Source organism: Prosthecobacter sp. (genome assembly GCF_029946185.1).
In the GTDB taxonomy this organism is placed as follows: domain Bacteria; phylum Verrucomicrobiota; class Verrucomicrobiia; order Verrucomicrobiales; family Verrucomicrobiaceae; genus Prosthecobacter.
Genome location: NZ_JAQSEA010000163.1, coordinates 1 through 11,703 on the forward strand (window position 1 = coordinate 1; position 11,703 = coordinate 11,703).

The window sequence follows — 11,703 nt, forward strand, 5'->3', positions numbered from 1 at the left end:
AGTTGATGCCACGCCACACGTAGTTGGAGTCGTAACCGATGGAGGCGGTGATGCCCAGATCATCGTTCACCGGAGCGGGAGCGATGTAAGGGTTTTTTGGGTTTTTTGGAGCGGATGGTCCGGCCACAACGGGAGTGGCGGCCAGTGCCAAGAACCCCAGCGTTTTCAGCAATGCGTTCAATTTCATAGTCTGATGGTTGGTATTAGGTTGGTTGGGTTGAGGTCGGACACTCGCATGGATTGCACCAAAACATGTGTTTTGGTGCAAAGTACGTGAGCCGTTCAGTTCCTAAACTAGCAGGGGCCGTAACCACTGGAAAGGCCTTTTTTTATTTTCGGAGCATTTTTTTGCGTCCATCGTATCATCTCATATCGTGGCCTGCCCAGCGGATCCTTTTCGTGCTGAGGAGGTGCACAAACTTTGATGATTGAATGCTTTAACGAAAGTGCCCGTCCATTTTATGATTCGTTTGCAGATATCTGTTTTATTCTTGATGTGGTCGCTGCCCTTGCAATCACACGAGCCGTTTTCCCCCCTCATCTTGAGGGCTCGTATTCATCTGATGCAGTCCATTACGAATCCAAGGCTGCAAACCACACTTACGGAAAAAGAAGCGCGTGCTATTTTTGATGAAGTGAACGTCATCTGGTCCCAAGCGGGCATTCGGTTCGAAGTGGAGGCGATAAGCAGCCTGCAAGCTCTCGATAGCACCCCTAAAAGGTGGTACATCAAGGATCGCGACTGGGTCAAAGCGGCGATTCCGACGAATCAATTCAGTCCCACAGCGATTGATGTGTGTTTTGTGAAGGATATGGGACCCAACGGTTTTTTCTATGGGGAGCCGGTGGTTGTCTGCGAAACGCCCGAATTTCACAAGGTCACAGGCGGAGCCGAGAACATCGTGGCCCGAGTGACAGCGCATGAGCTCGGTCACGTTTTGTTCCTGCAGCATCGTCAGGAACGCACGAATCTGATGGCCTCAGGCAAGAACGGCGTTTCTTTGAGCCCGCAGGAGATCAAGGACGCGAGAAAGCGGGCGTTGGAGATTTTGGGCCAGTCGCCTCAGCCTTGAGGCTCAAGCGTTTCCCGCAGGGCGTTGCCGAGAGTTTGGATCTGCGCGGCAGTGTGCAATGCGCTGACGGTGATGCGCAGTCTGGCGCTGCCGCGTGCGACGGTGGGATAGCGTATGCAGGGAATGAGGAATCCGGTGTCACGCAGGCGGGTGCTAATCTCCATGGCATGCGAGGCATCCCCCAGGATCACCGGCAGAATGGCTGCCATGCAATGCGGGGATGCCAAACCTGTTTCGGCCAGCAGACTTTGGGTTTGCAGGGTATGGCTGAGCACGCGCTGCCTAAGGGCATCGCCTCGCTCGTCGCGAATCAATTCCAAAGTGAGGCTCAGTGCATGGGCCAGATGGGGGGGGGGAGCCGTGGAGTAAATGAAACTGCGTGAGCGGTTGATCAGCAGATCAATGACCTGCCGTGATGCCGCAAGATACCCCCCACTGAGGCCGAGGGCCTTGCTGAAGGTGCCCAGATGCAAATCCACCTGCTGATCCACGCCGAGTGCAGCAGCGAGTCCACGCCCCTGCGGGCCAAGAATCCCCACGGCATGCGCTTCGTCCACCAGCAGCCAGGCACCGTATTTGGTCTTGAGTTCTACAATCTCCCGCAGTGGCGCGGCATCGCCATCCATGCTGAAAATTGACTCGGTGACTACCAGCACGCGCCCGTGGGCTGTTTGCAGCAGACGCTCGAGTTTTTCGAGGTGATTATGGGGAAATACGCGGATCGTCGCTCCGCTCAAGCGCGCTGCATCCACGAGGCTGGCATGGCAGAGCTTGTCGAGGATGATCGTGTCGCCTGCTCCTACCAGTGCCGGAATCGTGCCCAGTGCCACGGCAAATCCGCTGCTGAATGTCAGCGCGGCCGCTGTCCCCTTGAAATCTGCCAAGGCTTCCTCCAGTGCGGCATGTGCGCGGTGCGTGCCGCATACTAAACGTGACGCCCCGGAGCCGCCGCCGTATTTGGCAACGCCTTCGGCAAGCGCATTTGTCATCTCGGGGGAATGTGCCAGACCGAGGTAGTCGTTGGAGGAAAAATTGATCCACTCACGGCCTTCGGCACGCACAGTGACTCCGTCCACTGCATCGAGCGGCCGCAGCTCGCGCCAGAGCCCTTGCGTACGCAGATCATCCAGCTGCGCGGTGATGTCCCATGGTTCAGTGTGTTCCAGCATGGGTCACTCCTTCAGGCGGCGCTCCACCACATCATCCTTCGCCACGCCGAGTGTCAGCGCCTTCTCGTAGTGTCGGCGTGCGAGTTCGGGGGCAGGCGGACGGCGCTCCAGGAGCATGAGTGCCATGTTGAAATGAGCGATGCCGTAATCCGGCTTCAGTTCGATGGCCCGCTGCAGTTCCGCCTCAGCCGCATCCGTCCAGCCCAGCCCTTTGGCGGCGATGGCCAGGTAGTTGTGAGCGCGTGCGTCTTCCGGTTCTTCGTGAATGGCCCGTGTGAAGCAGGAAATCGCCCGGTAGGTATCGCCCTGTTTTTGCAGCATCAGTCCGAGGGCCGTCCATGTCTGCGCGAGCTTCGGATTGATCTGCACTGATTTCTCAAAGCACTCGAGGGCTTGCTTGTTTTCTCCCGCCTGCTGCTCCACCGCGCCCAGATTGGCCCAGATGAGCGCATTGCCATCGTCGAGTTCAAGCATCTCCTGGTAGGCCTTGCGGGCCTTCGGCCAGTCCTGCTTGCCGAAGGCCGCAGCAGCGCGTTCACCCAAGACTTTGGTATGGGGCGGCAGCATGCCAGTTTTATCCATCTTGGCAGGGTTGATCGGCGCTGCCTCCTGCGCATGGCAGATCGTGGCCAGCAGCAGAAGCGCGGAGATTGTCAGGTGATTCGAACTCAACATGACTGCGACTATGCGCTGAAATGGCCGCAGGAAAACATCTTGCGTACCGAGCCTGAGCGGGAATGTTCGCACGAACAGCCCTTTTTAATCATGTTCACCGACACTGACTCCCGCCTCACAGCCCGCCAGCAGGAACTCCTCGAGTACCTGCGCAGCTACCAGCGCACCAACGGCGTCATGCCTTCCACGCGTGACATCCAGCGTCACTTCGGCTTCTCCAGCCAGACCGCCGCCATGAGCCATCTGCGTGCGCTGGAAAAAAAAGGCGTCATTCAGCGCCATGCGCACAAAGCCCGCGCCGTCGTCTTCCCTGAAGACCTTGACCGTGCTGAAATCATCGACATTCCGGTCTTCGGCCAGATTCCCGCCGGCATGGCCGCCGCTGACATGGTGCAGCATGCTGACAGATGCATCTCGGTGGACGTGAACACCCTCGGCATCCCACGCTCCGCAAAGAGCTTTGCCCTCAAAGTGCGTGGCGAATCCATGATCGGAGCCCTCATCGGTGACGGCGACCTCGTCATTCTCGAAATCCGCGAGCCGCGCCCACGGGACATCGTCGCCGCGCTCATCGACGGCGAGAGCACCTTGAAGCGCTATGTCGTCAAAGATTCTCAGCCATTCCTGCAGGCAGAAAATTCCGAATTTCCCGATCTTCTGCCAGCGCGCGAGCTACTGATCCAAGGCGTCATGATTGGGCTCATCCGGCATGTGCGCCGGGAAAACTGACGTTGAAAAAAAGAGGGTCTTTTTTTGAGGGATTCGACATGAGGCGGGGTGAAACCAGTTGAGCAGCGATTTCAAAGCCGCTCACCAACCCTAACCCCGACCAACCATGAAACCCGTCATTCTGATTCTTCTCGCTGCCGCCACACTTTCCTCAATGTCCTGTTCAGGACGCCCCGTGCCGAGCCTTACGCAGACTTACAACGGCAAGCCGGTGCTCACACGTGCCAGCCATCCCCAGGGTGGATCCATGCGACCAGTTGAAGGGGTGTATCTCGGCCGCCGCTATTTTCAACCCCAGGGCGTGAAGTCCGGCCTCGCTTGGGTGGATGTTTATGGCCAGAGGTAACACCATCAGATTGCCCCCCCCAGAACCACACCTGCGCCGCCATGCACAACGACAATCCGGATCCACTAGACGATCTCCTTGCTGAATGGCAGCCTCAGGTGGAAACACCGCCAGACTTCCGTCGTGAAGTCTGGCGGCGCATTGCGGTCGAGACGATCAATCCTGGATTGATCGAGCGCTTTTCCTGGTGGCTGCTACAGCCCAAGCGGGAGATTGCCGTCATGACGGCAGCCGTGTTTCTTGCCGTTGTTTGGGGCATAACGCACCCGCCCCAGGCCTTGAATCCTCATGACGCCTATCTTACCTCCATCAGTCCGTTCGATTCAAATCACTTCAGCCTGGGGAGGCCATGACGCCAGTCCGTAGAATCATAGGCTTCACGCTCCTCACTGCTTTGCTGGCGGCTGTTGCCTTGTGGATCACCCGCGAAAGCCTCCGCCCGCGGGTCTCTCCCCGCGAGCTGGGCTTGAGCTGGCTGAAGGAAGAGTACAACCTCGATGACCCAACCTTCGAGAGCGTCAGCGCCCTGCACAGCGACTACTTCAAGCACTGCGACAAGATGTGCAGCCAGATCAATGAAGCTGATCGTCCTCTCCTCCGGCGTACCCGTCAACGTGGCCGTCCTGGGGGAGAACACAATGCCCTGCTCAGCCGGGATCAGGCCATCTGCGACGACTGCGAAAAGGCAGCCGCTGAGCATCTTCGGCATGTGGCCAGGCTGATGCCCCAAGAGGAGGGGAAACGCTTTCTGAACGATTTCCTGCCCATTCTCGACCAGCAGCGCCGCGAGCATGATCGGCGTCTCTCCTCCAGTCTTCGCCGATGACACTCGCCCGGGACGACCTCGACATCGAATGGATGCGTAGTCTCGCGGAAGGCGAAGAGCTGGCATTGAACCGTCTCATGGACGTCTGGAGCAAGCCATTGATCGTCTATCTCACACGACTCACGAGCAATGCTGCGACGGCGGCTGATCTCGCTCAGGAAACCTTCGTGCGCGTTTACCAGCACCGGTACAGGTTTAGCAGGTCACATAAATTTTCCACCTGGCTATTCGCCATCGCCACGAATCTCGCCCGTAATCATGCTCGCTGGCGCGGTCGGCATCCGGAAACCCTCATGGAGCATGAGAACCTTTCAAACATGCCCCTCGCGGCGGCCCACGCCTCTCCGGATGAGCAGGCCATCGCCAACGAGCACCTGATTGCCGTGCAAACTGCCGTCGCAAAACTCGCGCAGGAGCTGCGTGAGGTGCTCCTTCTCGCCACTTGGCATGGAATGAGCCACCGCGAGATTGCCCAGGTGCAGGATACCAGCGAAAAAGCAGTCGAACTCCGGCTTTACCGTGCCCGTAAGCAGCTCCGTGAACTGCTTGCCGAGCACCTCGGCTCCTAGCCCACGTAGCGCTCGCGCAGGTGCTTGATGTGCCATTTCGCATCCGTCGGTTTGCCCGTCGCCTGCGTAATGATCTCTTGGGGCAGCAGCGCGGCTCCCTTGCTGTGAACGTTTTCACGCAGCCACAGCAGCAGCGGTGCGTAGTCGCATTTCTCCAGCGCCGTCGCGATCTTCCGCTGCTTTTTCGCCGTCGCGAAAAGCTGCGCGGCATTCAGGTTTCCCAGCGTGTAGGTCGCGAAATAACCCAGTCCACCCATGCTCCAGTGGATGTCCTGCAGGCAGCCATGGCGATCATCCGGCGGAGTCATGCCAAACAGCTCGCGATACTCCTCGTTCCACACCCGTGGCACGTCGTGGACGCCCAGTTCACCCTTCACAAGACGGCGCTCAATTCCAAAGCGCAGGAGAATGTGCAGATCGTAGGTGGCCTCATCAGCCTCCACGCGGATGAAGCTGAATTCGCTGCGCAGCATCTCTTTCATGAACGCGTCCAGCTTCACCTTGCGCAGGTGCGGGAAGAGCTCCTGCGCGCGGGGCAGCCACTTTTCCCAGAACGTGCGGCTGCGGCCCACGTGATTTTCCCACAAGCGGCTCTGTGACTCATGGATGCCTAATGAAGCAGCGCTGCCACTCGGCAGTCCGTAGTCTAGCCCTGGCAGCCCCTGCTCATACAAGCCGTGGCCCGCCTCGTGCATCACCCCGAAGAGCGACGACAGGAAATCTTTCTCATCGTAGCGAGTCGTGAGGCGCACATCGCCTGGTCCCAGAGTGGTGCAGAACGGATGCGCCGTGGTGTCAATGCGGCCCGCTTCAAAATCAAACCCCAGGTTCTCGGCGATTTCGCGATTCAAAATCTGCTGCTTCTCGATGGGATAACGGCCCTTGAGCGCACCCGGTTTGACCTTGTCTGATTTGGCCACCGCTTCGAGGGCGATCTCCGCCAGTTGCGGACGCAGCTTCTCAAACAGCGCCGCAACTTCACGCGTCTTGGCACCGCGCTCGTAGAGGTCCAGCAGCGCATCATACGGCTCGTCGTCGTAACCAAACAAATCCGCCTTCTTGCGTGCAATGGTCAGCACCTTTTCCAAATGCGGGGCAAACATGACGAAATCTGATTTCTCCCGAGCCTCCACCCAGGCCGCCTTCGCATGCGCGCACACATTGGTTTCCTCCTCCACCAGCTTTTGCGGCAGCTTCGTCGCCCGGTTGATGTCACGCCTCAGACCGTGCACGTTCGCCGCCTGCGTCGCGTCTTCCGGCATTTCTGCTTCAGCGCGCTCCAGCAGCTTCAGAGTTTTCTTCGAAGTGAGCAGCCCATGAGCTTTTCCCATGATGTAGGAAAGCTGCCGCGCCCGGTGATCCAGCGCATGCGCCGGCATGTACGTCTCCTGGTCCCAGCCCAGCACCGCTTCGGTGGAGGAGAGGAGGGCGATTTCAGAAACAACTTCGCAGAGAGATTGGTAGGCGGTCATGGAACCTCTATTTTGACGCGCAAGAACAGGAGAGCAACTTCAAGCACCCACCGGATGCCACGTGGTCTTGAACTCGATCAGCGCACGAATCTCCTCCACGCCCTGCATCTTGTCGGCGAACCAGTCGATGGGTTCCTCAGCCTTCAGCAGGTGCACACGTTTCACACTTTCTGCCGCACCAAGTTTCAGCGTTTTGCGGTCTGCCTCCTTCACCGCCCCGCTCAGTGCGCGGAGATGCTCATGTGTTGCAAACGTCGGCACCATCTCACTGCGCAGGCCGGTGAGTAGATTGACCACGCCGCCGGGGAGATCACACGTGGCCAGCATTTCACCCAGCAGGATGCTGGGGTACGGCTGGGTGTTGCTTGCCAGTGCGACGACGCAGTTGCCACTGGTGATGGCGGGCAGGATCAATGAAATCAGCGCGAGCAATGGTGAGTCATCCGGAGCGATGACGCCGATGATGCCCATCGGTTCGGTCACGGTGAAATTGAAATGAGCGGACGCCACAGGGTTCACGCTACCGAGGATCTGCTCGTACTTGTCCGTCCACCCGGCGTAATGCACCACACGCTCAATGCTGGCTGCGACAGCGCGCGCTGCCTCTGCTTTTGAAGCGCCACTCAAAGCCACCGCTTCGGTCAGTTCGACTGCACGCGCCTCCATCATCTCCGCGAGCCGGTATAAAATTTGCCCACGATTGAAGGCCGAGCGCTTCGCCCAGCCCGGCCCCGCCTTCGCCGCTGCCTCCACGGCGTTGCGCAGATCTTTGCGTGTGCATTGCGGGATGTTCGCAAAGAACGCGCCAGAGGCGTCGTGCAGTGCCGTCACGCGCCCGCTTTCGCTGCGGATGAAGGCACCGCCGACATAGCATTTGGGGGTTTTGGTGATGTGGAGGCGAGGAGGCATACGCAGGAGAATTGGGACAGGATTGGCTGTGGGTGATTTGAAAGGATTGAGGTGAAGTGTTGCTGTCCGGAGCAATCCTGAAATTCTGCAATCTTGTAAATCCTGTCAAAAGGCATCGAATCAAACAACGCGTAGATAATCCAGCAGCCCCTGCTTCCCACCTTCACGACCAAAGCCGCTTTCCTTAAATCCGCCGAAGGGGCTCGTCGGATCGAACTTGTTGTAGGTGTTGGCCCAGACGACACCGGCTTTGAGTTGGGTGCTCATCTTGAGGATGCGACTGCCTTTGTCAGTCCACACCCCGGCACTGAGACCGTAGGGGGTGTTGTTGGCTTTTTCGACGGCTTCTTCAGGCGTGCGGAAGGTGAGGATGCTCAGCACGGGGCCGAAGATCTCTTCGCGGGCGATGCGATGGCTCATGCTGACGTTGGTGAAAATCGTCGGGCGGAAGAAGAAGCCTTTGGCGGGGAGCTTGCAGCCTGTGTCGTACTTCTCCGCGCCGTCTTCGACACCGCTTTGGACGAGGTCGGTGATCTTCGTGAGCTGCTCGCGGCTGTTGATCGCGCCGAGGTCGGTGTTCTTGTCCATGGGATCGCCCACGCGTAGCACGGCGATGCGGCGCTTCAGTTTGGCCAGCACGGTGTCGGCGATGCTTTCCTGCACGAGCAGGCGTGAGCCAGCGCAGCAGACGTGGCCTTGATTGAAAAAGATGCCGTTCACGATGCCCTCCACGGCTTGATCCAGAGGCGCGTCATCGAAGACGATGTTGGCGGCCTTGCCACCAAGCTCCATGCTCATCTTTTTGTCCGTGCCTGCGAGGCTGCGCATGATGCTCTTGCCGACTTCGGTGCTGCCGGTGAAGGCGACCTTCGTCGTCAGCGGATGCTGCATCACTGCCGCGCCTGTTTCAGCTGCGCCGCTGACGATGTTCACGACGCCATTGGGCAGGCCGGCCTCCTGGCAGATCTCACCAAACTTCAGCGCGGTGATGCTGGTGGTCTCGGCTGGTTTCAACACCACGCAATTTCCTGCTGCGAGTGCCGGGGCGATTTTCCACGCGAGCATGAGCAGGGGGAAATTCCACGGAATGACCTGCCCCACCACGCCATGCGGCGCGACTTGCCTGCCGGGCGCGAGATGCTCCAGTTTGTCCGCCCAGCCTGCGTGATAAAAGAAATGTGCTGCCGCCATCGGTACATCGAAGTCGCGCGATTCCTTGATCGGCTTGCCGCCATCCAGCGTCTCCGCGATGGCAAATTCGCGTGCGCGATCCTGAAGGAGTCGTGCGATGCGATAAAGATACTTGCCGCGTTCCTTCCCCGGCATCTTGCCCCAGACACTCACAAATGCCTTCTGTGCCGCTATACACGCCGAGTTCACATCCGCGGCATCCGCCAGTGCGATGTCGGCGATCTTCGTTTCATGCGCTGGATTGATCGTCGGGAAATATTTCCCCTTCTTCGGTGCCACGAAGGAACCGTTGATGAATAAATCGTAGCGCTTCTTCAGCTTCGGGTCCGCCGTCTCCGGTGCCGGATCAAACTCCCACAGTTCGCCAAAGACGAGTTCGCGGGCGGGATTGGGTTTGGGAAGTGTCTTGGGCATATCAGATTAATATCCTTCAGTGGCTTCGCTGAAATTCCATGGCGCTTGGTAAGCGCCGGTGCGCTCTTTTTCTAGCTGACGCACGAGGTCGTTCAGCAGCGCGGAAGCACCGAAGCGGTAGCGGCGGTTGTTGAGCCATTCGTCGCCGAGGGTTTCTTTGACGGCGATGAGGAAATGCAGGGCCTGCTTGGCGGTGCGGATGCCGCCGGCGGGTTTCATGGCGATGGGGATGCCGGTGGCGAGGAAGTGGTCGCGGATGGCTTCCAGCATGACTTGATTGTTGCCGAGGGTGGCGTTCGATGAGGTCTTGCCGGTGCTGGTTTTGATGAAGTCCCCGGGGCGGATCACGCGCATGGCGAGGAAACTGGCGGCGCGGATGTTGTCGTAGGTTTCGAGTTCGCTGACTTCGAGAATGACCTTGAGCGTGGCTGTGCCGCAGGCTTCGACCACGGAAGCGATTTCGTCCTGCATGCGACCGTATTCACCACTGAGAAAAGCGCCGCGATTGATCACCATGTCGATCTCATCGGCACCGTCGTTCACAGCAGCGTGGACTTCGGCGAGGCGGGTTTTGAGGGGAGACTGGCCACTCGGAAAGGCTGTGGCGACTGAGGCGATTTTGACCTGGGTGCCGCCGACGTGCTTCCGGGCGTGTCTTACCATGGAAGGATAAACGCAGACGGCGGCGGTGGAAGGGATATCGCCTATGTCATGTGGGCGTAGCGCCTTCTGGCACAGCGATGCGACTTTACCGGGCGTGTCTTTGCCTTCGAGCGTGGTCAGATCGACCATCGACACGGCGAGGCGCAGGCCGAAGACCTTCGATTTCTTTTTGAGACTGCGTGTCGTGTACTTGGCCACACGTTCCTCAATGCCGACTTGATCGACGGTGCCGATCTCATCAAAGAGGCGGCGGAGACTGGTGGGCGCTTTGGCGGTGGGCATGGAGATTCTCTACATGAGAGACAGCATCGCTGACAATGACAGAATCAGTACTCGCAGATTCTTCGGCCCGCGTATGCTTCTGCACCATGAGTTCCATGATTCCCCAAGTGTATGATACGCCGATCTTCCGCATGGCCTGCCAGCAGTTCGATTTGGTGGCCGACTTTTTGGACATTCCTGAAAATGCCCGTGACCGCCTGAAGATGCCCAAACGCGCTGTGACCGTGGCCATGCCCGTTCGGCGGGATGATGGCAGCACCTCTTTGTTCATGGGCTACCGCGTGCAGCATCATCTCACGCTTGGGCCGACGAAGGGCGGAACGCGGTTTCATCCTGATGTGACTCTCGGAGAAGTGGGTGCGCTCGCCATGTGGATGAGCTGGAAATGTGCGCTCACCGGCCTGCCGTATGGCGGTGCCAAAGGTGGCGTGACCTGCGATCCGCGGTCGCTTTCTCTGGGTGAACTGGAGCGTGTGACACGACGCTACACGCAGGAGCTGATCCCTTTTATCGGCCCACAGATCGACATTCCCGCGCCGGACATGGGCACCAATGAGCAGACGATGGCCTGGATGATGGACACCTACTCGCTGCAAATCGGACATTGTGTTCCAGCGGTGGTGACGGGCAAGCCGGTGGCGCTGGGCGGTTCGCTCGGCCGGCGTGAATCGACCGGTCGAGGCGTGGCCTATTTGATTTCGCGTGCCATGGACACCGTGGGCATCACAGCCCAGGGAGCGACAGCGGTGGTGCAGGGTTACGGGAATGTGGGTTCTGTTGCGGCGGCCTCGCTCTCCCGCATGGGTCTCAAGGTGATCGCTGTGAGCGATGCGTTCGGTGGTTTGTACAACGCGAATGGCATTGATCTGGCCAAGCTGGACGAGCATGTGGCCAAAACGCGGAGCATCGTGGGATTTGATGGCGCTGAGCCGATCACGAACGAGGAACTGCTGCTCACGCCTTGCGACGTGCTGGTTCCCGCCGCGATGGAGCGCCAGATCACCGGTGACAATGCCGCGAAAATTCAGTGCCGCATCCTCGCCGAAGGGGCGAACGGCCCGACCACGCCCGAGGCGGATGCCATTATCTCCCAGCGTCCCGAAATCTTCGTGATCCCCGACATCCTTTGCAACGCCGGTGGTGTGATCGTCTCCTACTTCGAATGGGTGCAAGATTTGCAGAGCTTTTTCTGGGATGAGGGAGAAGTGATGAGCAAGCTCTACCGCATCCTCGAACAGGCCTTCGTGCAGGCTCTTAACTTCAGCCGCAAACGCAATGTCAGCATGCGGTTTGCTGCGCTGAGCCTGGGCATCCAGCGGGTGCATGAGGCGAAGCAGATGCGCGGGCTGTTCCCGTGATAGTGTAGAATGGGTGTGGCTACAGCC

14 protein-coding genes are annotated in these 11,703 nt (G+C 58.9%); 7 read left to right on the forward strand and 7 right to left on the reverse strand.

What is annotated here, in order from left to right:
* The coding region (locus PSV43_RS14195) for a hypothetical protein (RefSeq protein WP_300198404.1) at positions 1-187 on the reverse strand (187 nt) is incomplete at its 3' end.
* A 241-nt stretch (positions 188-428) separates the two neighbouring features.
* On the opposite strand from PSV43_RS14195, the gene PSV43_RS14200 reads away from it, so the two are divergent.
* Positions 429-1,073 (forward strand): hypothetical protein, encoded by a 645-nt coding sequence (locus tag PSV43_RS14200; protein WP_300198407.1) that lies wholly within the window; start codon positions 429-431, stop codon positions 1,071-1,073.
* Here PSV43_RS14200 and bioF read toward each other — a convergent pair.
* On the reverse strand, positions 1,064-2,242 hold the full coding sequence (gene bioF / locus PSV43_RS14205; RefSeq protein WP_300198410.1) for an 8-amino-7-oxononanoate synthase: 1,179 nt from the start codon (positions 2,240-2,242) through the stop codon (positions 1,064-1,066). The two genes, PSV43_RS14200 and bioF, sit on opposite strands and share 10 nt — an antisense overlap.
* Before the next feature lie 3 nt (positions 2,243-2,245).
* The gene (locus PSV43_RS14210; protein ID WP_300198414.1) at positions 2,246-2,917 is read right to left on the reverse strand and encodes a tetratricopeptide repeat protein; all 672 of its coding nucleotides are present in this window, start codon (positions 2,915-2,917) and stop codon (positions 2,246-2,248) included.
* A gap of 90 nt (positions 2,918-3,007) precedes the next feature.
* On the opposite strand from PSV43_RS14210, the gene lexA reads away from it, so the two are divergent.
* The 5 genes from lexA to PSV43_RS14235 all read left to right on the forward strand — a co-directional run bounded on the left by lexA (position 3,008) and on the right by PSV43_RS14235 (position 5,387).
* Positions 3,008-3,646 carry a transcriptional repressor LexA gene (gene lexA / locus PSV43_RS14215; RefSeq protein ID WP_300198417.1) on the forward strand — a complete coding sequence of 213 codons (639 nt, stop codon included), beginning with the start codon at positions 3,008-3,010 and terminating at the stop codon, positions 3,644-3,646.
* A 106-nt stretch (positions 3,647-3,752) separates the two neighbouring features.
* Positions 3,753-3,992, forward strand: a complete 240-nt coding sequence (locus PSV43_RS14220; protein WP_300198420.1) for a hypothetical protein — start codon at positions 3,753-3,755, stop codon at positions 3,990-3,992.
* A gap of 41 nt (positions 3,993-4,033) precedes the next feature.
* Positions 4,034-4,345 (forward strand): hypothetical protein, encoded by a 312-nt coding sequence (locus PSV43_RS14225; protein WP_300198422.1) that lies wholly within the window; start codon positions 4,034-4,036, stop codon positions 4,343-4,345.
* Positions 4,342-4,818 carry a hypothetical protein gene (locus tag PSV43_RS14230; RefSeq protein ID WP_300198425.1) on the forward strand — a complete coding sequence of 159 codons (477 nt, stop codon included), beginning with the start codon at positions 4,342-4,344 and terminating at the stop codon, positions 4,816-4,818. The genes PSV43_RS14225 and PSV43_RS14230 overlap by 4 nt, the downstream gene beginning before the upstream one ends.
* Entirely contained in the window at positions 4,815-5,387 is a 573-nt protein-coding gene (locus PSV43_RS14235; protein ID WP_300198428.1) for a sigma-70 family RNA polymerase sigma factor, read from the forward strand. Before PSV43_RS14230 ends, PSV43_RS14235 begins: the two co-directional genes overlap by 4 nt.
* Here the strand turns inward: PSV43_RS14235 and PSV43_RS14240 are convergent.
* The 4 genes from PSV43_RS14240 to deoC all read right to left on the reverse strand — a co-directional run bounded on the left by PSV43_RS14240 (position 5,384) and on the right by deoC (position 10,318).
* The gene (locus tag PSV43_RS14240; RefSeq protein WP_300198430.1) at positions 5,384-6,859 is read right to left on the reverse strand and encodes a carboxypeptidase M32; all 1,476 of its coding nucleotides are present in this window, start codon (positions 6,857-6,859) and stop codon (positions 5,384-5,386) included. The genes PSV43_RS14235 and PSV43_RS14240 overlap by 4 nt on opposite strands.
* Positions 6,860-6,898: 39 nt before the next feature.
* On the reverse strand, positions 6,899-7,768 hold the full coding sequence (locus PSV43_RS14245) for an aldehyde dehydrogenase family protein (RefSeq protein WP_300198433.1): 870 nt from the start codon (positions 7,766-7,768) through the stop codon (positions 6,899-6,901).
* 120 nt (positions 7,769-7,888) lie between these two features.
* Positions 7,889-9,319, reverse strand: a complete 1,431-nt coding sequence (locus PSV43_RS14250; protein ID WP_345784668.1) for an aldehyde dehydrogenase family protein — start codon at positions 9,317-9,319, stop codon at positions 7,889-7,891.
* A 60-nt stretch (positions 9,320-9,379) separates the two neighbouring features.
* Complete coding sequence (gene deoC / locus PSV43_RS14255) at positions 9,380-10,318, reverse strand: deoxyribose-phosphate aldolase (protein WP_300198438.1); 939 nt, start codon at positions 10,316-10,318, stop codon at positions 9,380-9,382.
* Between the two features lie 86 nt (positions 10,319-10,404).
* Here deoC and PSV43_RS14260 point away from each other — a divergent pair, with 86 nt between their 5' ends.
* The gene (locus PSV43_RS14260; protein WP_300198441.1) at positions 10,405-11,676 is read left to right on the forward strand and encodes a Glu/Leu/Phe/Val dehydrogenase; all 1,272 of its coding nucleotides are present in this window, start codon (positions 10,405-10,407) and stop codon (positions 11,674-11,676) included.
* Positions 11,677-11,703 lie beyond the last annotated feature (27 nt).